Genomic DNA, 23,202 nt, shown 5'->3' on the forward strand with positions numbered 1-23,202 from the left:
ATTATGCGTCGTTCAGAACCTCTTTTTTATCAATATCTGGGGCTTCCACCACTAAGTTTTCTAAAATGAAAGTTTGTCTGTCTGGAGTGTTTTTACCCATGTAAAACTCTAACAAATCATTAATGGTACTGTCTTTACCAATGACTACTGGTTCTAGACGAATATCTTTCCCTATGAAATGTTTAAATTCATCAGGTGAAATTTCTCCCAAACCTTTGAATCGTGTAATTTCTGGATTTTTGCCTAATTCATTCAATGCTTTCAAACGTTCTTCTTCAGAATAGCAATATCTGGTTTCTTTCTTATTTCTCACCCTGAAAAGTGGCGTTTGCAAAATATACAAATGTCCATTTTTAATTAAATCAGGGAAAAATTGTAAGAAAAACGTAATCATCAACAATCGAATGTGCATTCCGTCTACATCGGCATCAGTAGCTATGATAACATGATTGTATCGCAAATCCTCTAAACTATTTTCAATATTCAGTGCAGCTTGAAGAAGGTTAAATTCTTCGTTTTCATAAACAATTTTCTTGGTCAAACCATAGCAGTTAAGAGGTTTCCCTTTCAATGAAAACACCGCTTGAGTTTCTACATCTCTTGATTTAGTAATAGAACCAGAAGCAGAATCTCCCTCGGTAATGAAAATCATGGTTTCAGATTTTCTAGACGCTTTTTGGTCATTGTAGTGTTGTCTACAATCTCTCAATTTTTTATTGTGAAGCGAAACTTTTTTCGCTCTTTCTCTCGCCAATTTCTGAATTCCCGAAAGTTCTTTTCTTTCTCTTTCAGAAATGATGATTTTTCTTAAAATTGCTTCGGCAACTTCTGGATTTTTGTGTAAAAAATTATCGAGTTTATTTTTTAAGAAATCAATGATAAAAGTTCTTACAGAAGGACCATTTGGACCGATATCGTTAGAACCGAGTTTGGTTTTGGTTTGAGATTCGAAAACGGGTTCTTCTACATTAATCGAAATAGCGGCAATAATAGATTTTCTAATATCTGCTGCTTCAAAGTTTTTATTAAAAAATTCTCTAATCGTTTTTACATACGCTTCACGGAAAGCATTAAGGTGTGTTCCACCTTGTGTAGTATTTTGTCCGTTCACGAAAGAGAAATAGGTTTCGGTTTGTGATTTATCAGAATGGGTAATCGCGAGTTCGATGTCTTCATCATTCAAGTGAACGATTGGATAAAGAATTTCGCCTTCTAACTCTTCTTCCAACAGGTCTTTTAATCCGTTTTCAGAGTAATACGTTTCTCCGTTAAAGATAATTTTAAGACCAGGATTCAGATAAGCGTAATTGCGAAGCATTCTTTCGATGTACTCTTTTCTGAATTTAAAATGCGTGAAAATACTGTAATCAGGAATAAAAGAAATTTCGGTTCCGTTTCTGTCTGAGGTATCGGTTTCAGGATGGTTTTCGGTGATGTTTCCTTTAGAAAACTCTGCCACTTTCATTTTTCCATCACGGAACGAACGCACTCTAAAATAATCAGAAAGTGCATTTACCGCTTTGGTACCTACACCATTAAGACCTACAGATTTTTTGAAAGCTTTAGAATCATATTTACCACCCGTATTCATTTTAGAAACCGCATCTACTACTTTTCCTAAAGGAATACCACGACCAAAGTCTCTGATGGTTACTTTGCCTTCATCTAATTTAATTTCGATTCTTTTTCCAGATTTCATACGGAATTCATCGATAGAGTTATCAATGATTTCCTTTAACAAAATATAAATCCCATCATCTGCGGAAGAACCGTCTCCTAGTTTCCCAATATACATACCAGGACGAAGACGAATGTGTTCCTGCCAATCGAGCGTTCGTATGTTTTCTTCTGAATAATTTACCTGTAGATTCTCACTCATATATTTCCTGCTTTACCGCGTGAAAGTTAATTAAAACCAATAACTCACAAATTTAACGAAACTAAATTTATGGAAGAAATTTTGTGGAAAAGTTTTTTTTAGCGAGAATTTATCATACATCAATGCAATAGCGTATAAACTAAACTATATTTGTAGTTCAAATTAGGAAAATTATGAAAATAAATATTTGGAGTGACGTTCGTTGTCCGTTTTGCTTTGTAGGAAAAAAGAAATTTGAAAAAGCATTAGAAAAATTTCCTCACGCCGAAAAATTAGAAATCACTTGGCACAGTTTTCAATTAGACCCACAATTGGTAACGCAGCCAGAAGTGAGTCCATATGAATATTTTGCGAAAGCGAAAGGAATTACCATAGAAAGAGCAAAAGCCATGCATGAAGGTGCAGCAATGGCTGGAAAAGAAGCGGGAATCGACTTTAATTTTGATGATTCTAAAGTGGCTAATTCTTACAAAGCACATTTGCTGATTCAGTTGTCAAAAACTAAAAATTTAGCCAATGAAATGGAAGAAGCGCTTTTTGAAGCACAGTTTTTAGATGGGAAAAACATCGATGATGAGGAAACATTGATTCAGTTGGCAAAATCTATTGGAATCACTGAAGATGAGGCTAAAAACGCCTTACAATCTGATGAATTAGGTTATCTCGTGAAACAAGATATGCAATTGGCTGCACAATTAGGAATTAATGCAGTTCCTTTCTTTGTGATTAATGACAAATATGGAATTTCTGGTGCACAACAACCTGAATTGTTTTTAGAAGCATTAGAAAAAACTTGGGAAGAATTTTCGAATGGTGACAAAGGTTTACAACTCATCAATTCTGGAGAATCTTGTGACATAGATGGAAATTGCAATTAAAATAAAAAAGCGAACCTTAAACAGTTCGCTTTTATTTTTGAAATCAATAGTTAAATATTAAAATCCGTCTCCATCGAGCATATTTCCTAATTTCCCTAAAACACTTCCTTCTTCTCTTCTTCCAGAAGGCCCTGCATATTGTAAAATTCTACTTGCCAATCTGCTGATAGGAAGCGTCTGAATCCAAACTTTTCCTGGACCTTGCAATTGCGCAAAGAATAAACCTTCTCCACCGAAAATAGTATTTTTAATTCCGCCAACAAATTGAATATCATAAGAAACAGTTTGGGTAAAAGCTACAATACAACCAGTATCTATTTTCAAAATTTCGCCGGGTTGCAATTCTTTTTCCACCACATAACCACCACTGTGCACGAAAGCCATTCCGTCTCCTTCCAGTTTCTGCATAATGAAACCTTCTCCTCCGAAAAGTCCGGTTCCTAATTTTCTTTGAAATTCTATTCCTACAGAAACGCCTTTTGCAGCGCAAAGAAAACTGTCTTTTTGACAAATCACTTTACCACCTAAATCGGACAAATCCAAAGGAATAATTTTTCCAGAATAAGGCGCAGCAAAGGTAACTTGTCTTTTCTGATAAGAAGTGTTGGTATAAACCGTCATGAAAAGATTTTCTCCTGTCAATAATCTTTTTCCTGCAGAAAATAGTTTCCCTAATAATCCGCCAGTTTCTGTTCCATCGCCAAAAAGAGTTTCCATTTGGATACCATCTGTCATCATCATAAAACTTCCGGGTTCAGAAATCACTGCTTCTTGTGGATCTAATTCTATTTCAACACATTGCAGTTCTTCACCGTGAATTTTGTAGTCTATTTCGTGATTGTTCATTTTTTTATTTTTTTACAATTAGTTTTGAAACCATTGAAATCGTTACAAAAAAAATCGAGCAAATTACCTTGCTCGATTTAATATACTAAGTTTTTACTTATAAAATTTTTACACGTTAAAACGGAAATGCATTACATCTCCATCTTTCACGATGTATTCTTTTCCTTCTACTCTCATTTTACCTGCTTCTTTTACTTTCGCTTCAGAACCAAAACTTATGAAATCTTCATAACCAATAACCTCAGCTCTAATAAAACCTTTTTCAAAATCAGTGTGAATTACACCAGCAGCTTGTGGAGCAGTCCAACCTTTACCAATTGTCCAAGCTCTTACTTCTTTAACACCCGCTGTAAAATACGTTTGAAGATGCAGTAAATCGTATGCTTTTCTGATGAGTCTGTTCACTCCTGGTTCTTCAAGACCTAATTCTTCTAAGAACATTTGTCTTTCTTCGAAAGTTTCCAGTTCATTGATATCTGCTTCGATTTGTGCGGCCAAAACTACTACTTCAGCCTTTTCTTTAGCAGCCATTTCCTCGATTTTAGCAATCCATTCGTTTCCGTTTTTAATAGAGTTTTCATCTACATTACAAACGTAAAGCACAGGCTTTTTGGTTAACAAATGAACCTCATCAATAATAGATTGAGTAAAATCGTCTGTAGGGAATTCTCTTACGTTTTTGCCATCTTCAACAAATTTCTGAAGATTTTGAAGCGTTTCGTAAGTTAAAATATCTTCTTTTTTACCAGACTTAATAAATTTTTTAGCTTTTTCAACTGCTTTACCAAGTGTTTCAAGGTCTTTTAATTGAAGTTCTATATCGATAATTTCTTTATCTCTCATTGGATCTACAGAACCTTCTACGTGAACGATATTTCCATTATCAAAACATCTTAAAACATGAATAATCGCTTCACATTCTCTGATATTTGCCAAAAATTGGTTTCCTAAACCTTCGCCTTTAGAAGCTCCTTTTACCAAACCTGCAATATCTACAATTTCTACCACTGCTGGTAAAACACGCTCTGGATTTACCAATTTTTCTAACTCAAAAAGACGAGGATCTGGTACAGAAACTGTTCCTAAGTTAGGTTCGATTGTACAAAACGGATAGTTCGCAGATTGTGCTTTGGCGTTGCTAAGACAGTTAAATAAGGTTGATTTACCTACGTTTGGTAAACCTACAATTCCACATTTCATTGTAATTTATTATTTGAAATTTGAAGTTCAATTTATTTCGCGTTTCTTTCCGCACGTTTTCTATCTTCTTCAGAAAGGATTTTTTTACGCATTCTGATGAAGTTTGGAGTAACTTCTATACATTCGTCTGCTTGAATATATTCCATACATTCTTCTAGCGAGAATAAGATTTTTGGAGCAATGTTTCCGTCTTTATCTTTACCAGCAGCACGCATGTTATTCAATTGTTTTGCTTCTACAATATTTACGACTAAGTCTCCAGGTTTGTTTTGTTCACCAATAATCATTCCTGCATAAATTTCTTCACCCGGATCTACAAAAAACTTTCCTCTATCTTGAAGTTTTGCGATAGAATATTCTGTACATGGACCTTGTGTTTTAGAAACTAAAACTCCGTTATTTCTACCAGGAATCGCTCCTTTGAAAGGTTTATAATCTGTAAAACGGTGCGCCATAATCGCTTCACCTGCTGTTGCCGTCAACATTTGAGAACGCAATCCGATTAAACCTCTTGAAGGAATTTCGAATTCCATGTGTTGCATTTCTCCTTTGGTTTCCATAATGTGAAGGTCACCTTTTCTTTGTGTAGCTAAATCGATTACTCTAGAAGCATACTCTTCTGGAACATCTACTACTAAACTTTCGTATGGTTCGTGGCTTTCTCCATCTACATCGTGAAGAATTACTTGTGGCTGACCAATCGTCATCTCGTAACCTTCTCTTCTCATGGTTTCAATTAAAACAGATAAGTGAAGAATACCTCTACCAAAAACTAGGAATGTATTTGCATCTTCGGTTTGTTCTACTCTTAATGCTAAGTTTTTCTCTAATTCTTTTTCTAATCTTTCTTTCAAGTGATTAGAGGTTACATATTTACCATCTTTACCGAAGAAAGGAGAATTGTTGATTGAGAATGTCATGTTCAACGTAGGCTCGTCAATAGACAATCTAGTCAATGGTTCTGGATTTTCTAAATCTACGAAAGTATCTCCAATTTGGAAGGCATCAAAACCTACTACTGCACAAATATCACCTGCTTGAACTTCTGTAACTTTTTTCTTGCCTAAACCTTCAAAAATATATAATTCTTTAACTTTTCCTTTAAGGATATTGCCATTTTCTTGTGCAAGACCAATCCACTGAGATTCTTTGATAGAACCTCTGGTTACTTTACCTACTGCAATTCTTCCTAAAAATGAAGAATAATCTAGAGAAGTTACTTGCATTTGTAAGTTACCTTCTTCTACTTTTGGAGCAGGAACATATTGTAAAATACCATCTAGAATTGGTAAAATATTATCTGTAGGCTCTAAAGAAGTATTGAACCAACCTTGCTTAGAAGAACCATAGAAATTAGGGAAATCTAACTGTTCTTCGGTAGCATCTAAGTTAAAGAATAAATCAAAAACTTTATCATGAACTTCGTCTGGACGACAGTTTTCTTTATCTACTTTATTGATAACTACAATAGGTTTAAGCCCTAATTCTAAAGCTTTATGCAAAACGAAACGAGTTTGTGGCATTGGTCCTTCGAAAGCATCTACCAATAAAATAACACCATCTGCCATTTTAAGAACACGCTCTACTTCACCACCAAAATCGGCGTGACCAGGAGTGTCGATTACATTAATTTTAGTATCTTTATACGTAACCGAAATATTTTTAGAAAGAATGGTAATTCCTCTTTCTCTTTCTAAATCGTTATTATCCATAATTAAATCTCCAGATTCTTGATTATCTCTGAAAACATTAGTAGCATGGATAATTTTGTCTACCAATGTGGTTTTCCCGTGGTCTACGTGGGCAATAATTGCGATGTTTCTGATATTTTGCATATATATTTTTTGAAGGTGCAAAAGTAGTGAAAAAAATTGGAAGATGGAAGTATGAAGATACAAGATTAACAATTCGTTAAAACATTGATAATGAAATCATTTTGAGACTTTATATTTTAGAAAACGAATAGCAAGAAAACTTTTGTATATTTGGTTTGGTAACTTTGCAAGTCTGCAAGTTTGTTGTAATTTTTAACTTTACGAAATGACTAACCTACGTTTTTTTGAAATAATAGTTTTACAAATTCTATTTGTTTCTTGCTCAAGCAACAAAACACTTGTTGATAAAATCGATACACATTATGGGAAAGTAAAATTTTACAACGAAAGTAAAAAAAACAATATTCAACATATTTATGCTTCGGTTGATAGTTTAGGATTTCGAAGTTATTACGAATTCTATCCTAATAAGATTACAAAAACTAGTGAAGTTTCAAAACAAATGATTTACACTGTTTTTGATGGAGATTTACCCCAAGATTATGGCAAAAATATCTATTTAAAGTTTTCACCATTAGACAAATTGATATTAAATCATGGAAATCGCATTTTGGATTCTCTTGGACTAAAAAATTTTAAAAGAACAAACAATGGAAAAGCGTTCATTATAGAAGTTAACTATTATCATGGCTATCCAAAAAATAAATCCTTTTAAAAGATAAAAACTCAGCAACCACAAAAAGGTTTTTCTTTTAGTTATTTTCAAATTCAAAAAACTTTAACGAAATTTGTAGCATGAACAAAAAACCAGTTATTGCTATTGACGGATTTTCATCTACCGGAAAAAGTTCAATTTCTAAAGTGATTGCCCAAAAACTTGACCTCATCCATATTGATACAGGTGCACTCTACCGTGGAATTACGTATTTCGCTTTAGAAAACTGCCTTAATGACAGCCAAGAAATAGACATAAAGTCACTCTTTGAAAAATTTGACCAAATTCATTTGGAATTTATTTTAAACAATGGCGTTTTAGAGCTTTTCCTCAATGGTAAAAATATTGATAAAGAAATTCGCGAACCTAGAGTTTCTGACCATGTAAGCCTCATTGCAAAACAGGCAGAAGTAAGAGCTTTTTTACTTGATTTTCAACGAAATTTAGCTCAAAAAGGTGGTGTCATTATGGACGGAAGAGACATAGGAACCGTTATTTTGCCTAATGCAGATTATAAATTTTTCATCACCGCCAGTCCAGAAGAAAGAGCCAAAAGAAGACATCTAGAATTGCAACATTCTGGCGTAGACATTTCTAGAGAAGAAGTTTACGAAAACCTTAAAACCAGAGATAAAATCGATAGCGAAAGAGTGGTAGCTCCGCTGAAAAAAGCAGATGATGCCATCTTGATAGACAATACTTTACTGAACAAAGAAGAAACCATAGCATTGATTCTATCACATATTTCGAAATAAAAAATAGAATCTATTCATACAATTTTAACATAAATTTGTGAAAATTTTCCTTATATTTGGTATAGAAGTTGTGCGAATGAAGAGGTAAACGAAAATAAATTATTAACACTAAATTATTACAAAATGGGAAAAGGTAAAAATACAGCAGGAATTATTGCAGGTCTTCTAGCAGGTGCTGCAGTAGGTGTAGTTCTAGGAATGCTTTACGCTCCAGAAGAAGGTAAAGAAACCAGAAAAAAACTAAAAGCTAAAGCAAATGATTTAAAAGATCAAGCATTAGATGAATATGATAAAGTATCTGAAAAAGTAAAGTCGGAATACGGAAATCTATCAGACAAGGCAAAAGAAAATTTAGATAAAGTAGTTTCTAGTGTAAAAGATAGCTACGAAAAATACAAACATACCGCAGCCAATAAAGCTTCGGGAGTAGTAAAAGAAGTAGAAACAGAGCTAGATGCTTTAAAATAATCTGTAAAGTTTTTATAAAATTTTATAAAGGAACTTATCATAAAAGTTCCTTTTTTTGTACCTTTAAACAAAGAAATTTGCCATGATAGACCTCATCAAAGATTACGCAGAAAAAAAAATAGAACTCGTAAAGCTAGATGCTACCGAGAAATCTCTTAAAATCATTGGAGTTTCAGTACCTGTAATGATTATCTCTGTTCTTGCCATTTTCTTTATCTTTTTGTTAAACGTGAGTTTAGGTTTATTCTTAGGAAATTGGCTCCACAACTTTGCTTATGGCTTCCTCATTCTTGCAGGATTCTATTTATTGCTCATTTTATTGGTCTTTTTAATGAGAAATTACATTAAAAAAATCATTACCAACAAGGCCATAGAAATGCTGTTTAACGATTAAAACTCCATGACATGAAAAACTTAGAAGACTTAAGAAAACGCAAGGAAACTTTAAGAAAAGAAATTGCAGAGTTAGAAGACATCGCAGCATTTAAAAATCCTAAAGAAAGTTTAAGTGCCATCACTCATGGATTCACTGACCAATTTTTAGTCGATAAGACAGACGAAAACGGAGAACACCGATTAGGACTGAAACCAGCCGAAATTCTAAGTTTTGCAACTGGTGGCGCTTCCGAAAATTATATCAAAACCAAAATTAATCAATACGGCGAAGAAAAAATAGGCATCAATACTCAAAACGTAGTAGGAAGCATCGCCGAAAACGCCATCAAAATAGGATTGGCAGCCGTAGTTACCAATTTTGCGAAGAAGAACCTCTATCATACCAGTTGGAAGAAAAAATTAATCGGCATTGCACTTATTTATTTGGCGCCCTTTGTTTTAAAATTTTTAAGAGAAAAATTAGAAGAATACGAAGAACGTGAAGTTTTAAAAAGCTTAGAAGAAATTTTATAATATGGAAAAGGAATTTGTAGATTTTAGAACTACTATACAACATTCATGGGAAAATTTTCTAAGTCAATTGCCGGCAATTTTGATGTCAATTTTGGTTTTTATTGCTGGAATTTTTGCCATTAAACTATTTTCAAAAGTTGTTACCAAATTCATAGACGAAAAATCAAAAGATTCTATCGTTACAGATTTCTTGGTGAATATCGTTTCTTTTATCCTCACCATCTTTCTGATTATTGTTTGTTTGGGGATTTTGGGCTACGGAAACATTACCGATAAAATTCTGGCAGGAACTGCGCTCACCACTTTTATTGTAGGTTTTGCCTTAAAAGATATTGGCGAAAATTTCTTGGCAGGAATTCTTATGGCGTTTAGAAGACCTTTTAGAATCGGTGATTTAATCGAAGTGCAAGGAATGAGAGGTCGAGTTAAAAAAATGTCGCTCAGAGAAACCAATATTAAAACTCTTGACGGAAAAGATGTTTTCATTCCCAATTCCATTATTCTTAAAAATCCACTTGAAAATTTCACGTACAATCAACTTTTGAGAAGTGAATTCTTCATTAATGTAGATTATTCCGAAGATTTAGAAAAAGTGATGAAGGATATTTTGCACATCATCAATTCGTTTGAAGAAGTAGAGAAAAATCCTCATGCAAGTGTTTATGTACAGGAAATAGATGGCGAAAAAATAAAATTGCGTGGCGCTTATTGGTTCAAAACGACTGATGTAAACGCTCCCGGAAACAGTTTAAAATCTGAAATATTGTTCAAAGTTATTCATTACATTAAAAAACAAGACATTCAAATCGAGGAAAACTCTCCCAATCCTGATGATGAACGAAAAACGGTAAAAGAATAATTTTTACTTCAAAAAACGCAATTTTTCTTTGAAACAAGTGAATTTTACCGGTGCATAACCGATGAATTCTCCGTCCATATCAATGGTTAAAGCCAGACCATCTGCATTTTCGATGAAAACTTCTTGAGCCGAAGTATAAGAAACTTGTGGATGATTGATTTTTTTGCATTTTTTAGCGGTCCCAATATTTTTGAAGTAATCTAACAAACTGATGTCTCCCACATTGGTAATGGCAAATTCGCCATCAGAAATCTCTGCATGAGGCGCAATTCCTATAGAATTTCCAAAATATTTGGCATTGGCAACTACATAATTCAGCACTTTTCCTTGCCACGTAAAATCTTTGGCGGTGACCTTGATGGTTTTCTTTTTGTACATTAAAAAAGTAGAAAGAATGGCAATGAAATAATTCACATCGCCCGGAAAAACCAAAGGCAATCTTTCTTTACTGATGACTACTTCTCCCCCAATTCCTACATCTGAAACATTGATGAAAAAACGCTCAGCTTTTTGTTTTTCTCGGTTCAGAAATTCTGCAAAACCCACATCTACAAGCGCTGAAGAATCTTTTGCAATAAGCGATTGTAATTCGTCAATGGTTGCATAACCTAGATTTTTGATAAAATCATTACCACTTCCTGATGGTAAAATTCCAATTTTTATCTGAGAAATCCTTTCCCAATCATAGCCATTTTCTGTGCGGAAAGCTTCTATTAAGCCATTCACAATCTCATTCAGCGTTCCATCTCCACCTACTGCAATAAAATGGGTAAAACCTTCTTCCACCGCTCTTGTTGGCAAGGTTAAAAAATGCCCAGAATATTCTGAAATAAAAAACTGATAGTCTTGGTTGAGAAAATGATGCTGAATATCGATTTCAATTTTCTTGAAATGTCTAATCGTAGGATTGATGAAAAAAGCGATTTTTGGCATGAAAAAAAGTTAAGATTAGATTAGCTTTTAAAGATAAACATTTTTCTCAAAACTAATTTCTAAATCCTAAATCCTAATCCTTAAATTTTAGAAAAAATCTGCCCTAGAATAATTCCTGTCGCCATCGAAACATTGAGGCTTTCTGTAGATTGTTTTTGTCCGAATCGAGGAATCGTAATGTTTTGGGAAACCAATTTTTCAACTTCTGGTCGCATTCCGTTTCCTTCATTACCCAAAATAAGATTGAATTTCTCTGGAAAATCAAAATGATAAATATTTTCGCCCACCATATCTGTACCGATGTTTACAGCGTCTGTTTTAGCCAAATATTCAGTTAAATCGGTATACACTACATTGATTCTGGCAAAAGAACCTTTGGTAGACTGAATCACTTTTGGATTGTACACATCTACAGTATCTTGACTGCAAATTACCTGCTCAATTCCGAACCAATCTGCCAATCTGATGATGGTTCCCAGATTTCCCGGGTCTTGAATTCCGTCTAAAATAATCTGTATTTTCTGTTGCTCTAGCATTTCAGAAGAAGGCAATTCTACTACCGCTACAGAATCTTTTGGTGTTTGCAGAAAACTAATTTTCTTCAGTTCACGTTCTGTAATAGGATGAATCTCTGTTTCGGGGAAGGATAAATCTTCGGGTTGAATAGAAAAAATTTCTTGAATTTTGTAAGAAGAATGTTTCAACTCTTGGATTATTTTGTTACCTTCAACCAAAAACAAATTGTATTTTTGTCTGAACTTCTTTTTATCCAGAGACTGAAAAACTTTTATTTTATGAGCAGTAAGCATTTTTTTAAATATTTTCAAAAATACCACATATTTTTATCTTTTGCAATCCTCGTTTGGTTTCTTTACGCTTGTAACAGTACCAAGAAAGTTCCGAATGGTGAGTATTTATTGACCAAAAATAATTTTGAATATGTAGACCGAAAAGATTTCGATGAAGAAATCCCGAATTTTGTCAGTCAAAAACCCAATAAAAAAGACCTCTATCTGTTCCCTACTCGTTTATGGATTTATAACATGGCGAATGCGAAATATGACAGCATTCTAAACGAGTATCAAACGTTTCCGAGACAAATGAGAAATCAAAAACTAAGAGATTCTCTTTATGTGAAATACAATCATCCAGAATTGAAGGGCAATAGTTTGTTTTGGAACAGAGTTTGGCATTCTTTAGGGAAACCTCCTATTATTTTAGAGCAAGGAAAAACCGAAACCAGTGCCAATTCCATTAAAAAATTCTTGGTGTATAAAGGATTTTGGGACGCTCATGTCGATTTTTCTCACAAACTCGATTCGGCGGCAAAAAAAGCACAAGCCAATTACAAAATCACGTATAAAGATCCCACTTATATCAACGGATATTACTACAATATTCCCTACGAAAACATCCGAAATATTTACGAACAGAAAATTACAGAATCTAAAGTAAAATCAGGAGATGTTTTAGACCAAGAAAAATTAGAAGACGAGGTAAAAAGAATTACCGAACTCATGCAAGAAAAAGGTTATTATAGCTTCAATAGAGATGGTGGCGAAATTTATTTTACGGCAGACACTTTGCAAAGCAGAAAGCAAGTTCCACTCACCATGGATATTTTGAAAGACACGTTAAAAACACCTTATAAACAGTATACTATAGGTAACGTAGAAATTCAATATTTAGAAAAACTTACTGACACAGCCAATGTAGACGTAAAAGAATACGAAAATGCCATCATTAAAAGAATAGATGACCAATACAAGGTTAAAGCACTTTGGAGACCTATTACGCTTAAAAAAGGTGAAATTTACAACCAAAAAAATCTAGACCTTACCAAAAGAAATTTCCTAGCGCTTAATAATTTCAGCATTGCCAGTTATAAAGCTTCTCCAGACAAATACAGCAATCCGAATGATACAATTATCAATGTAAAATACAAACTCATTCCGTTACCGAAATACAATTTTAAAACGGCGCTCGATTTACATTATTCTCAAATTTTGAATCTTGGCTTTTCGCCATCAGCAGAATTAACGGCGAGAAATATTTTTGGTGGCGCCGAAAACTTTACGGGAAGTGTTTCTGGAACTTTTGGTACCGTTTTCGATGAAAAAAATCCTAATGCGTTGTTTAACGCTTCTGAATATTCCCTTCAATTTGGGTTGAATTTCCCAAGATTGCTCTTGCCTTTTAACACCGAAAAATTCGTCCCAAACAAATATTCGCCTGTTTCTACAGTGAATTTAGGTGCTTCTGTACAGAATAATATTGGAATGGACAGAATCAACGTGAACGCTGGATTGAATTATTTTATCACGGTGAATGAAGTGATTTCTCATAGATTATCTGTTTTTAACACTCAGTTTTCATTTACTCGAAATAAGGATAAATATTATGATTTATTCAAAACGGAAGGAGATATTAAAGACGGAATTTTTAATCTCTATGATATCTATAATCCAGGTGCTATTAATTTAGACACTGAAGCCAAATCTAGATTATTGCTTAATGATACAGGTTTTGCGAATAGTCTTTCGCCAACTGGTTTAGATTTATTGCTCAATTTCAGACAGTCTACCATTAAAAAAGACCGATTAACTCAAGACGTTCTCATCAATTCTTTGGCTTACAATTATATCTATAATGAAATCGGGAAAAAAGGCTATCAAAACCCATTCTTTTTAGATGCTAAAGTAGAATTGGCTGGGAATTTATTGAGTATTTTCAGTAAAAACAATACCGATTCTGGAGTTTTAACGAATAGCAAAACCATTTTCGGCATTCCGATTTCACAGTTTGTGAAATTTGATATTGATGCGAGAAAATATTTCACTTTCAAAAACAAATCACAGTTTATTGTAAGACAATTTATTGGTGTAGGAATTCCTTATGGAAATTCTAGCAATATGCCATTTATCCGTTCGTATTTCAATGGGGGAAGTAATGACATCAGAGCTTGGATTGCTTTTGGTGGATTAGGTCCTGCAGACACACAAATCGATCAAAAAGTGAGAGCTTATATGATGGATAACGTAAAATTGACCACCAACATAGAATACAGATATCCATTTAATGAAATGTTTGAAGGCGCCGTTTTTGCAGATGCTGGAAACATTTGGAGCACCAAAGATTCAGGAATTGGCGATGAATTTAAGTTCAATAAATTTATTTCTCAAATGGGATTGGGTTCTGGTTTCGGATTGAGAATGCATGTAGCCTACATTACGGTAAGAATAGATTTAGCCTACAAACTACACGACCCAAATCAGCCAAAAGGCGAAAGATGGGTTTTTGACAAAATAAAACCATTTAAGCCAACCTTCAACTTCTCGATTGGTTATCCTTTCTAAAAAAACAAATATGAAGAAAAATGTAATCGTTCTTGCACTGCTTAACAGTGTTTTCTTATTTTCACAAGAAAGAAATCTTAGAAATATTCAGCAACTGACTGATGGTGGAGATAATGCCGAAGCGTATTTCTCTCCCAATGGAAAATTCCTGACAATGCAAGTCACCAATAAAAATTTGGGAGCAGAATGTGACCAGATTTTTGCCTATGATTTATCGAAGGATTATTCTAAAAAATCTGACAATCTACAATTAATTTCTACAGGAAAAGGAAGAACAACCTGCTCTTTCTTTATGCCAGATAACCAACATATTCTCTACGCTTCTACACACGAAGCGAACAGTGCTTGTCCAGCTCCGCCTGTTTCTAAAGATGGAAAATATCTTTGGGCAATTTATCCAGAATTTGACATTTATATGGCAGATTTGAGCGGGCAAATTGTCAAAAAATTAACAGATGTTCCTGGTTATGATGCAGAAGCGGTGGTTTCTCCAGACGGTAAAAAAATTGTTTTCACTTCTACCAGAACAGGAGATTTAGAACTTTGGACGATGGATATTGATGGGAAAAATCTGAAACAACTTACCTTCGGTTTAGGTTATGATGGTGGCGCGTTTTTCTCTCATGATTCTAAAAAAATTGTATTTCGTGCTTCTAGACCAAAAACCGATGCTGAAATCAAAGAATACAAAGATTATTTGGCTCAAAATCTAGTTGCACCTACCAATATGGAAATCTACACCATCAATGCTGATGGAACAGATTTAAAACAAATTACGCACCTTGGAAAAGCGAATTGGGCGCCATATTTCACTCCAAATGACAAGAAAATTATTTTCTCCAGTAATCATCATTCTACGAGAGGTTATGATTTCCAGTTGTACACCATAGATTTAGAAGGAAAAAATCTGAAACAAATTACCTACGAAAGTGAATTCAATGCGTTCCCGATGTTCTCTAAAGACGGGAAAAAATTGGTTTTCAGCAGCAATAGAAATCAGTCGAAGCCGAGAGAAACCAATGTTTTCATCGCAGATTGGGTAGACACAGACGAAGCAGAAAATGTAAACGAAACTCAACTTAAAAATCATCTTACTTATCTTGCTAGTGATGAGTTACAAGGCAGATTAGCAGGAAGTGAAGGCGAGCAAAAAGCTGCAAATTATATTCAGAAATATTTTAAAAAATTAGGACTTAAAACCCATTTACAACCGTTTGAATATTCCATTAAACTGAATCCACACGATGAAAATTCTTCTACTCCAAGTAAAGGAACCAACGTGATAGGATATTTAGACAATAAAGCCGCTAAAACGATTGTTATTGGTGCACATTATGACCATTTAGGATTGAACCAACATCATCAATCTACACTCATGAATTCTGACGGACAAATTCACAATGGTGCAGATGACAATGCTTCTGGCGTTTCGGCAGTGATGGAATTGGCGAGAATTTTTGCCAAAAATAAGACTCAGGAAAAAATAAATTACGTTTTTGCACTTTTCTCAGCGGAAGAAGACGGACTGATTGGCTCTAAAAAATTCGCAGAAAATGTAAAATCTCAATATCCTAATGTAGTCACCATGATTAATATGGATATGGTAGGAAGATTAGACAAAGATAAAAACCTTACGATAGGAGGTGTAGGTTCCTCTCCTATTTTCCCAGATTTGGTAAAAAAAGTGAAACCTGCAGGTTATAATATTACGCTTGATGAATCTGGAGTTGGTCCTTCTGACCACACCAGCTTTTATCTGAAAGATATTCCTGTTTTATTCTTGTTTACTGGAACGCATGCAGATTATCACAAACCAAGTGATGACAGTGATAAAATAAATTTCGATGGCGTAAAAACCATCACCCAATATGTTTTTGGCATTGCGAACGAACTTTCTCAAAAATCTGAAATTCCGTTTACGAAGACCAAAACCACTTCTACCAAATCTGTCCCAAAATACAAAGTAACACTAGGAATTATGCCAAGTTATGCGGATTCTAAAGATGGTTTGCACATTGACGGAGTTACTGATAACAGACCTGCTGTAGTTGCAGGAATTCAGTCTGGAGATATTCTTACCCAAATTGGAGATTGCAAAATCACAGAAGTCTATTCTTACATGGATTGTTTATCAAAACTCAATGCTGGAGACGAAAAAGAAGTTACCGTGATTAGAAATGGGGAAACGAAAGTTTTTAAGGTGAAGTTTTAATCTTAATTCAAAAATACCATTAAATCCATCACTTTAATATATCAATTGGAACGGGCTTTAGCCCGTTTTTTTTTAATTCAATACAAGATTGGCTTTAGCCAAATTTTATCTAGGTTTTGGCTAAAGCCATTTATTTTTTTGACTTTTTCATCGGGCTAAAGCCCTACGCAATTGATAAGATTGTAAATTTAGAATATTAATATTGTACAAATAGAACAACTATTTAATTTCGTTTTTAGGTTAAAGAAAATTTGATAACAAAAAACTCGTTCCGAAATTTTGGAACGAGTTTTTTTCTATTTATACAATCTCAGAAGTAAGACCTCTGGAAATTAATTTTTCGTGCATGGGTTTTAGAAGTTCCATGCTACCTGTTTTCACGGTGCATTTGCCTTTATAATGAACCAAAATGGTGCATTGTTCGGCTTGTTCTAGCGTATGTTTACAAATTTCGATTAAACACTCTATCACGAAATCAAAAGTGTTTACATCATCATTATGCAGCACTAATTTATAGACTTCGTCTTCCTGTTCTAGAAGCGCTACTTCTTCTTGATATTCTCTTTGAGGATTATCGTAAAATTTCATTTTGACTGAAGTTAACTTTGAGGTAAAGGTAAAGGTAAAGGTAAAGGTAAAGGATGAAATTAATTAGATTTCGCTAATTTCTTCGGTTAAGTCATCTACAATATCTTTTGGTTCGTACACCAATTCTACCAATTCCACCGACTTATTATTCATTTTCAAAATTTTGAAATGATAATCATCGATATCGAACTCCTGATTTTCTTCTGGAATATCTTCTAATTGATGCAGGATAAATCCAGCTAAAGTATTGTATTCACCAACTTCTGATAATTCTTTCGGTAAATGTTCGTTTATTTCTTCTAAAGGTTGAGTTGCTTTTACCCAGAAAACGTTTTCTCCTACTTGGTCTACGATTTTATCTTCATCATCCTCTTCATCTTGAATTTCGCCTACCAATTCTTCTAAAATATCTTCTAAAGTAAGAATACCTTCTGTACCTCCAAATTCATCGATAACGATGGCTAAATGCTGTTTCTTTTGTTGGAAAACATTTAACAGGTCTGAAATCTTTTTGCTTCCTACCACGAAGAATGCTTCTCTCAAAAACTCTTTTAAATCAAGGTCTTTGTTTTTGATGTATTCTCTCATAATTTCCTTGGTGTAGAAAAGTCCGATAATATTATCAATCGAGTTTTTAAACACTGGGATTCTAGAATATCCACAATCGATGATTTGTTTTAAAATTTCTTCTTTATCATCTTCTATATCAATTGAAATAATGTTTTGACGAGGCACCATCACTTGTTTTGCAGTGTGGTCTGTAAAATCAAAAGCATTTTTAATAATTTCGTAGTTTTCTTCTTCTATCTCACCGCTGTCAGCAGATTGTTTTACCAATAATTGAAGTTCTTCTGTAGAGTGAATATCGTGTTCAGAAGCGGGATGGATTCCTATTAATTTCAAAAAAGCATTTGAAAATAAATTCATTAACCAAATAAATGGTTTGAAAATATTGTAGAATAATCTTAATGGTGCAGAAATGAATAATGTAGTGGCTTCTGATTTTCTAATAGCAATAGATTTAGGCACTAATTCCCCAAAAACAATATGCATTACGGTAATGATTAAAAAACTGACTACTACAGAAATTGTCGTAATCATTGCAGGTGCAATATTGATATTGAAATAAGAGAATATGCCATGGAAAACATGTTCCAGAGCGCTTTCTCCTACCCAACCTAATGCTAATGAAGCTAAGGTAATCCCTAATTGTGTAGCAGATAAATAAGCATCTAAATGTTTGATGATGTGTTCGGCTTGTTTCGCCATTTTGTTTCCTTCGGCAGCCTTAATTTGAATCTGAGAATAACGAACCTTAACGATGGAGAATTCCGCCGCTACGAAAAAACCGTTTAGTAATACTAGTAATAATGCAATAAGAAGTTTGACGACACTATCGTAATCCATTTATAAAAAATTGTGAATTGATTAATCTATGCAAATATATGATTATTTTTAATATAAAAGTTTAATAAAAAAGAGTGCGTAAACGCACCCTTTTTTGGTCTAAAAATCGAAATATGAAGAAAATTACTACTTCCTGTTGTAAAAAAAAAAATTTCTACTGCAGTTTACATAATAACCTTAATTTTACTGCAGTAGAAAATTTATCATCATTTGTGTTTTGGGTTATTACGGTGCAAATTTAAAACGATTTATTTTATGTTTCAATTACACTTTTGTGTAACCTTTTCTTTAAATCTACAGTTCAAAAGTACACCCAAACCCCATGATATACAATACGCTTAATTAACTATTTTAATTTTTAGTTTTATTCTTTTTAACTAATTTCCTTTAGATAAGAAAAACTAAGTAAATTTAATCATTATAAACAAAATTAAATTTCTATAGTGAACTCATAAAATGAACTTATCATTTTACCATCATAAAAAAGGGCATCAACCTGAGTTGACGCCCTTTCATTTATCGTATAAAAGAAATATTTCTTAGCTATTTTTAAGTGCTTCTGCACCAGAAACGATTTCTAAAATTTCATTGGTAATCGCAGCTTGACGCGCTTTGTTATAGAAAATTACCAAATCATTTTTAAGTGCTTGTGCATTATCAGTCGCTTTGTGCATCGCTGTCATTCTCGCTCCATGTTCAGATGCGATAGAATCTAGCACTGCTTTGTATACTTGCGTTTTAATAGATTTAGGAATTAGGCTATCCAAAATCTCGTTTCTGTTGGGTTCAAAAATATAATCACTGTTTGCATTACCATCAGTTTCCGGCATTGATATTGGTAATAGCTGTTCAGTTTTTACTTCTTGATTAGCAGCATTTAAAAACTTATTATAAATTAGATGTACTTCATCAAATTTTCCTTGGCTGAAATCCTTCATCACAGCAGAAGTCACTTTTGATACTTTTTCAAAACTCACATGATCAAAGATGGCACTTTGATTATCATATACCGTTCTGTTTTTCTTTACTGCATCAAAAACTTTTTTCCCGATGGTTAACACTTCTACTTCTACAGCAGAATTAGAAATTCTGTGGTTTAATTCTTTGATAATAGATGAGTTAAAAGCACCTGCTAAACCTCTATTAGAAGTAATAGCGATGTATAGTACTTTTTTCACCTCTCTCTTTTGTGCAAAAGCAGAAACGTTATCAGAATCAGAGCTTGCGCTTACATTCTGAATGATTTCTTGAAGTTTTTCAGAATAAGGTCTTAACATTACAATGGCATCTTGTGCTTTTTTCAGTTTCGCAGCCGAAACCATTTTCATCGCACTTGTAATCTGCATTGTAGATGAAATAGAAGCTATTCTTCCTCTAATTTCTTTTAAATTTGCCATATTTAGTTTAGTTGTTGGTTGTCGGTTGTTGGTTGCTAGTCTTAGAAAATTCCGTCAACTATCAACCAAAAACCATCAACTAATTTTAGTTATATTTAGAAGCTAAATCTGTAGCTACTTGCTTAAGAACACCTGTTAAACTGTCATCAATCTTACCAGATTTAAGAGCAGCCATTACTTCTGGGTGTTTATTTTTTAAGAAGTCTACGTATTCTACTTGGAATTCTCTTACTTTTCTTACAGGAACGTTTCTCAATAAGTTTTCAGTTCCTGCGTAAATCATCGCTACTTGTGATTCTACAGGTAGTGGAGAGTTTACTGGTTGTTTAAGAATTTCTACGTTTCTTTCTCCTTTTGCAATTACTGCCATAGTAGCCGCATCTAAGTCAGAACCAAATTTAGCAAAAGCTTCTAATTCTTTGTACTGCGCTTGGTCAAGTTTCAATGTACCAGAAACTTTTTTCATAGACTTAATCTGAGCGTTACCTCCTACTCTCGATACAGAAATCCCTACGTTAATCGCTGGTCTCACCCCAGAGTTGAATAAATCTGACTCTAAGAAGATCTGTCCGTCTGTAATAGAAATTACGTTGGTAGGAATATATGCTGAAACGTCACCTGCTTGAGTTTCGATGATTGGAAGAGCCGTTAATGAACCTCCTCCTTTTACCATTGGTTTCAATGATTCTGGTAAATCATTCATTTGAGAAGCGATGGTATCATCTTTAATCACTTTAGCAGCTCTTTCTAATAATCTTGAGTGAAGATAGAAAACGTCTCCAGGATATGCTTCACGACCTGGTGGTCTTCTTAATAATAGAGAAAGCTCACGGTAAGCTACTGCTTGTTTAGATAAGTCATCATAAACAATTAATGCTGGTCTACCAGTGTCTCTGAAATATTCTCCAATTGCAGCTCCAGCCATTGGCGCATACACCTGCATTGGAGAAGGGTCTGAAGCGTTTGCTGCTACCACAACGGTATAAGCTAAAGCTCCTTTATCTTCTAAAGTTTTTACGATTTGTGCTACAGTAGAACCTTTTTGACCTACAGCAACGTAAATACAAAATACAGGCTCACCAGCATCATAAAATTCTTTTTGGTTCAAAATAGTGTCGATAGCAACGGTAGTTTTACCAGTTTGTCTATCTCCGATGATCAACTCTCTTTGTCCTCTTCCGATTGGAATCATAGAGTCAATTGCTACGATACCTGTCTGAAGTGGTTCATTTACCGGTTGACGGAAAATTACTCCTGGAGCTTTTCTTTCTAGTGGCATTTCATAAAGGTCACCTGTTACAGGACCTTTACCATCGATAGGATTTCCTAGAGTATCTACTACTCTTCCTAAAAGACCTTCTCCTACTTTAATAGAAGAGATTCTTTCGGTTCTTCTTACCGTATCTCCTTCTTTTACTCTTTTAGATTCTCCAAGAAGTGCAACACCTACATTGTCTTCTGCAAGGTTCAATACAATACCTTCAATTCCTGATTCGAATTTTACCAATTCACCGTATTGTACGTTTTCTAAACCGTAAACTAGAGCGATACCGTCTCCAATTTGTAATACTGTACCCACTTCTTCTACACTCGCTTGTGTATCAAAGTTGGCTAACTGTTGTTTTAAAATTGCTGAAACTTCAGCCGGATTTATTTCTGCCATTTTATGGTTTTTTAACTTAATTTAATTGAAATTCTTTTTTCACTTGGCTTAGTTTAGTTCTTACAGAAGTATCAACCTGCTGGTCTCCTACTCTTAAGATATACCCGCCAATAATTTCAGGGGTTACTACCACATTTAGGTCGTAGTTTTTAGTATGGTCTACTAAAGATGAAGATTTTACAATGTCTTCTACATTTTTCTGAGACAGTTCAGAAGCTACGGTTAAGGTAACTCTCTGTACGCCTTGTAAGTCTTCTACTTTATTGATAAACTCTTGTGCTATATCTTGAAGATGACTTTCTCTACCTTGTTTAATCACCAAAGTAATAAGATTCTTACTTAATTGTGAAAACTGAGCAAAGATTTCTAAGGCTGCTTTGGTTTTCTTTTTAGCGTCTATGATTGGCGAAGCAAAGAAGTTCTTTAATTCTTTAGATTCATTAAAAATCTTTACTACATCTTTCATTTCCGAAAAAATAGAAGCCGTGTTCCCAGACTCTTGAGTAAAGTCTAGTAAACCTTGTGCATATCTTTTCGCTACTTTAGAGGTTAGCATATTAATTTAAGTTAGATTTATTAATGATTTTTTCAACTAATGCGTTGTGAGCATCAGCATTATCTAATTTTTGTTTTAGAATAGTTTCTGCAATTTCTACAGAAAGAGAACCAATTTGATTTTTGATATCAGCCATTGCTGCATTTTTCTCAGCATTGATTGATTGTTTAGCTTGTTCTATCATTTTGTCTCCTTCAGATTTTGCAAGGTCTTTTGCTTCACCTACAATTTTGTCTTTTAACTCTCTTGCTTCTTTTAAGATTGCATCACGTTCAGCTTTAGCTTCGCGGATGATTCTCTCATTGTCTGCTTTAAGATTTGCAACTTCTTCTTTAGCCAATTTAGCTTGGTTAATAGCGTCTTGAATAGAAACTTCTCTCTCATTTAAAGCAGTAAGGATAGGTTTCCATGCAAATTTTCCTAACACGAAAAGAAGTATCAAGAAAATAACTGACTGAATGATGAACAAACCTGACGAAAAATTCTCTAATAATCCCATAAGATTTTTATATATTTTTTTTTATTTAATTTTTAAAAACACTTCCCGTAACCAACCGTTACGGGTGAGTGCTATTTTTTTGAGTCTTAGTTTACAGCAAATAATGCAGCAAATGCAAGACCTTCAACTAGTGCAGCAGCAATAAGCATTGCAGTTTGTAATTTACCAGCTTGTTCTGGCTGACGAGCCATACCTTCTAAAGCAGCAGCACCGATTTTACCGATACCTAAACCTGCTCCGATTACTACTAAACCTGCACCTACTAGTTTTGGAATTTCCATAATATATAATTTTAAAAATTAGTTTC

22 protein-coding genes are annotated in these 23,202 nt (G+C 33.9%); 9 read left to right on the forward strand and 13 right to left on the reverse strand.

Going from position 1 to position 23,202, the window contains the following annotated elements:
* Position 1: 1 nt before the first annotated feature.
* Entirely contained in the window at positions 2-1,879 is a 1,878-nt protein-coding gene (locus KKQ79_RS06040) for a DNA topoisomerase IV subunit B (RefSeq protein WP_213189368.1), read from the reverse strand.
* Between the two features lie 173 nt (positions 1,880-2,052).
* On the opposite strand from KKQ79_RS06040, the gene KKQ79_RS06045 reads away from it, so the two are divergent.
* Positions 2,053-2,757: a DsbA family oxidoreductase gene (locus tag KKQ79_RS06045; protein ID WP_213189369.1), complete on the forward strand. Its 705-nt coding sequence runs from the start codon at positions 2,053-2,055 to the stop codon at positions 2,755-2,757.
* Between the two features lie 57 nt (positions 2,758-2,814).
* Here KKQ79_RS06045 and KKQ79_RS06050 read toward each other — a convergent pair whose 3' ends face one another.
* The 3 genes from KKQ79_RS06050 to typA all read right to left on the reverse strand — a co-directional run bounded on the left by KKQ79_RS06050 (position 2,815) and on the right by typA (position 6,638).
* Positions 2,815-3,603: a TIGR00266 family protein gene (locus KKQ79_RS06050; RefSeq protein WP_213189370.1), complete on the reverse strand. Its 789-nt coding sequence runs from the start codon at positions 3,601-3,603 to the stop codon at positions 2,815-2,817.
* A gap of 108 nt (positions 3,604-3,711) precedes the next feature.
* Positions 3,712-4,803: a redox-regulated ATPase YchF gene (gene ychF, locus KKQ79_RS06055; protein ID WP_213189371.1), complete on the reverse strand. Its 1,092-nt coding sequence runs from the start codon at positions 4,801-4,803 to the stop codon at positions 3,712-3,714.
* Positions 4,804-4,835: 32 nt separating this feature from the next.
* Entirely contained in the window at positions 4,836-6,638 is a 1,803-nt protein-coding gene (gene typA / locus KKQ79_RS06060) for a translational GTPase TypA (protein ID WP_213189372.1), read from the reverse strand.
* Positions 6,639-6,843: 205 nt separating this feature from the next.
* Between typA and KKQ79_RS06065 the strand changes: the two genes are divergently transcribed.
* The 6 genes from KKQ79_RS06065 to KKQ79_RS06090 all read left to right on the forward strand — a co-directional run bounded on the left by KKQ79_RS06065 (position 6,844) and on the right by KKQ79_RS06090 (position 10,284).
* Positions 6,844-7,293 (forward strand): hypothetical protein, encoded by a 450-nt coding sequence (locus tag KKQ79_RS06065; RefSeq protein WP_213189373.1) that lies wholly within the window; start codon positions 6,844-6,846, stop codon positions 7,291-7,293.
* An 80-nt stretch (positions 7,294-7,373) separates the two neighbouring features.
* The gene (cmk, locus tag KKQ79_RS06070; RefSeq protein WP_213189374.1) at positions 7,374-8,048 is read left to right on the forward strand and encodes a (d)CMP kinase; all 675 of its coding nucleotides are present in this window, start codon (positions 7,374-7,376) and stop codon (positions 8,046-8,048) included.
* A gap of 123 nt (positions 8,049-8,171) precedes the next feature.
* Positions 8,172-8,516, forward strand: coding sequence for a YtxH domain-containing protein (locus KKQ79_RS06075; RefSeq protein ID WP_069796908.1), 345 nt, complete (start codon positions 8,172-8,174; stop codon positions 8,514-8,516).
* A gap of 82 nt (positions 8,517-8,598) precedes the next feature.
* Entirely contained in the window at positions 8,599-8,910 is a 312-nt protein-coding gene (locus tag KKQ79_RS06080) for a phage holin family protein (RefSeq protein WP_069796910.1), read from the forward strand.
* Between the two features lie 11 nt (positions 8,911-8,921).
* Positions 8,922-9,425 (forward strand): phosphoribosyl-ATP pyrophosphatase, encoded by a 504-nt coding sequence (locus tag KKQ79_RS06085; protein ID WP_213189375.1) that lies wholly within the window; start codon positions 8,922-8,924, stop codon positions 9,423-9,425.
* Position 9,426: 1 nt separating this feature from the next.
* Positions 9,427-10,284 carry a mechanosensitive ion channel family protein gene (locus KKQ79_RS06090; protein WP_213189376.1) on the forward strand — a complete coding sequence of 286 codons (858 nt, stop codon included), beginning with the start codon at positions 9,427-9,429 and terminating at the stop codon, positions 10,282-10,284.
* Between the two features lie 3 nt (positions 10,285-10,287).
* On the opposite strand, the gene KKQ79_RS06095 is transcribed toward KKQ79_RS06090, so the two are convergent.
* Positions 10,288-11,217, reverse strand: a complete 930-nt coding sequence (locus KKQ79_RS06095) for a diacylglycerol/lipid kinase family protein (protein ID WP_213189377.1) — start codon at positions 11,215-11,217, stop codon at positions 10,288-10,290.
* Positions 11,218-11,297: 80 nt separating this feature from the next.
* Positions 11,298-12,026 (reverse strand): TrmH family RNA methyltransferase, encoded by a 729-nt coding sequence (locus tag KKQ79_RS06100; RefSeq protein WP_213189378.1) that lies wholly within the window; start codon positions 12,024-12,026, stop codon positions 11,298-11,300.
* On the opposite strand from KKQ79_RS06100, the gene tamL reads away from it, so the two are divergent.
* Together tamL and KKQ79_RS06110 are read left to right on the forward strand one after the other, a co-directional pair.
* Complete coding sequence (gene tamL, locus KKQ79_RS06105; RefSeq protein WP_213189379.1) at positions 12,012-14,573, forward strand: translocation and assembly module lipoprotein TamL; 2,562 nt, start codon at positions 12,012-12,014, stop codon at positions 14,571-14,573. The two genes, KKQ79_RS06100 and tamL, sit on opposite strands and share 15 nt — an antisense overlap.
* 10 nt (positions 14,574-14,583) lie before the next feature.
* Positions 14,584-16,785 (forward strand): M20/M25/M40 family metallo-hydrolase, encoded by a 2,202-nt coding sequence (locus tag KKQ79_RS06110; RefSeq protein ID WP_213189380.1) that lies wholly within the window; start codon positions 14,584-14,586, stop codon positions 16,783-16,785.
* A gap of 300 nt (positions 16,786-17,085) precedes the next feature.
* Here KKQ79_RS06110 and KKQ79_RS06115 read toward each other — a convergent pair whose 3' ends face one another.
* The 7 genes from KKQ79_RS06115 to atpE all read right to left on the reverse strand — a co-directional run bounded on the left by KKQ79_RS06115 (position 17,086) and on the right by atpE (position 23,176).
* A complete protein-coding gene (locus KKQ79_RS06115) occupies positions 17,086-17,373 on the reverse strand; it encodes an ATP-dependent Clp protease adaptor ClpS (RefSeq protein ID WP_069796922.1) in 288 nt (95 codons plus the stop codon).
* 63 nt (positions 17,374-17,436) lie between these two features.
* Positions 17,437-18,780 (reverse strand): hemolysin family protein, encoded by a 1,344-nt coding sequence (locus KKQ79_RS06120; RefSeq protein WP_213189381.1) that lies wholly within the window; start codon positions 18,778-18,780, stop codon positions 17,437-17,439.
* A 539-nt stretch (positions 18,781-19,319) separates the two neighbouring features.
* Complete coding sequence (gene atpG, locus KKQ79_RS06125) at positions 19,320-20,177, reverse strand: ATP synthase F1 subunit gamma (protein ID WP_213189382.1); 858 nt, start codon at positions 20,175-20,177, stop codon at positions 19,320-19,322.
* A gap of 85 nt (positions 20,178-20,262) precedes the next feature.
* The gene (atpA, locus tag KKQ79_RS06130; protein WP_213189383.1) at positions 20,263-21,840 is read right to left on the reverse strand and encodes a F0F1 ATP synthase subunit alpha; all 1,578 of its coding nucleotides are present in this window, start codon (positions 21,838-21,840) and stop codon (positions 20,263-20,265) included.
* Positions 21,841-21,856: 16 nt separating this feature from the next.
* A complete protein-coding gene (gene atpH, locus KKQ79_RS06135; protein WP_213189384.1) occupies positions 21,857-22,396 on the reverse strand; it encodes an ATP synthase F1 subunit delta in 540 nt (179 codons plus the stop codon).
* Between the two features lies 1 nt (position 22,397).
* Positions 22,398-22,895: a F0F1 ATP synthase subunit B gene (locus KKQ79_RS06140; RefSeq protein WP_069796933.1), complete on the reverse strand. Its 498-nt coding sequence runs from the start codon at positions 22,893-22,895 to the stop codon at positions 22,398-22,400.
* Between the two features lie 86 nt (positions 22,896-22,981).
* Complete coding sequence (gene atpE / locus KKQ79_RS06145) at positions 22,982-23,176, reverse strand: ATP synthase F0 subunit C (protein WP_012782425.1); 195 nt, start codon at positions 23,174-23,176, stop codon at positions 22,982-22,984.
* Positions 23,177-23,202 lie beyond the last annotated feature (26 nt).

The organism is Cloacibacterium caeni, assembly GCF_907163125.1.
Classification (GTDB): Bacteria; Bacteroidota; Bacteroidia; order Flavobacteriales; family Weeksellaceae; genus Cloacibacterium; species Cloacibacterium caeni_B.

Bases quoted from the DNA above. Each gene is read 5' to 3' on its own strand.
- KKQ79_RS06040 (WP_213189368.1), bottom strand. From the start codon at position 1,879: ATGAGTGAGAATCTACAGGTAAATTATTCAGAAGAAAACATACGAACG.
- KKQ79_RS06080 (WP_069796910.1), top strand. From the start codon at position 8,599: ATGATAGACCTCATCAAAGATTACGCAGAAAAAAAAATAGAACTCGTA.
- atpA (WP_213189383.1), bottom strand. From the start codon at position 21,840: ATGGCAGAAATAAATCCGGCTGAAGTTTCAGCAATTTTAAAACAACAG.
- KKQ79_RS06115 (WP_069796922.1), bottom strand. From the start codon at position 17,373: ATGAAATTTTACGATAATCCTCAAAGAGAATATCAAGAAGAAGTAGCG.
- atpE (WP_012782425.1), bottom strand. From the start codon at position 23,176: ATGGAAATTCCAAAACTAGTAGGTGCAGGTTTAGTAGTAATCGGAGCA.
- KKQ79_RS06065 (WP_213189373.1), top strand. From the start codon at position 6,844: ATGACTAACCTACGTTTTTTTGAAATAATAGTTTTACAAATTCTATTT.
- KKQ79_RS06085 (WP_213189375.1), top strand. From the start codon at position 8,922: ATGAAAAACTTAGAAGACTTAAGAAAACGCAAGGAAACTTTAAGAAAA.
- typA (WP_213189372.1), bottom strand. From the start codon at position 6,638: ATGCAAAATATCAGAAACATCGCAATTATTGCCCACGTAGACCACGGG.
- KKQ79_RS06050 (WP_213189370.1), bottom strand. From the start codon at position 3,603: ATGAACAATCACGAAATAGACTACAAAATTCACGGTGAAGAACTGCAA.
- KKQ79_RS06090 (WP_213189376.1), top strand. From the start codon at position 9,427: ATGGAAAAGGAATTTGTAGATTTTAGAACTACTATACAACATTCATGG.
- KKQ79_RS06095 (WP_213189377.1), bottom strand. From the start codon at position 11,217: ATGCCAAAAATCGCTTTTTTCATCAATCCTACGATTAGACATTTCAAG.
- KKQ79_RS06140 (WP_069796933.1), bottom strand. From the start codon at position 22,895: ATGGGATTATTAGAGAATTTTTCGTCAGGTTTGTTCATCATTCAGTCA.
- atpG (WP_213189382.1), bottom strand. From the start codon at position 20,177: ATGGCAAATTTAAAAGAAATTAGAGGAAGAATAGCTTCTATTTCATCT.
- KKQ79_RS06100 (WP_213189378.1), bottom strand. From the start codon at position 12,026: ATGCTTACTGCTCATAAAATAAAAGTTTTTCAGTCTCTGGATAAAAAG.
- ychF (WP_213189371.1), bottom strand. From the start codon at position 4,803: ATGAAATGTGGAATTGTAGGTTTACCAAACGTAGGTAAATCAACCTTA.
- tamL (WP_213189379.1), top strand. From the start codon at position 12,012: ATGAGCAGTAAGCATTTTTTTAAATATTTTCAAAAATACCACATATTT.
- KKQ79_RS06075 (WP_069796908.1), top strand. From the start codon at position 8,172: ATGGGAAAAGGTAAAAATACAGCAGGAATTATTGCAGGTCTTCTAGCA.
- cmk (WP_213189374.1), top strand. From the start codon at position 7,374: ATGAACAAAAAACCAGTTATTGCTATTGACGGATTTTCATCTACCGGA.
- KKQ79_RS06045 (WP_213189369.1), top strand. From the start codon at position 2,053: ATGAAAATAAATATTTGGAGTGACGTTCGTTGTCCGTTTTGCTTTGTA.
- KKQ79_RS06110 (WP_213189380.1), top strand. From the start codon at position 14,584: ATGAAGAAAAATGTAATCGTTCTTGCACTGCTTAACAGTGTTTTCTTA.
- atpH (WP_213189384.1), bottom strand. From the start codon at position 22,396: ATGCTAACCTCTAAAGTAGCGAAAAGATATGCACAAGGTTTACTAGAC.
- KKQ79_RS06120 (WP_213189381.1), bottom strand. From the start codon at position 18,780: ATGGATTACGATAGTGTCGTCAAACTTCTTATTGCATTATTACTAGTA.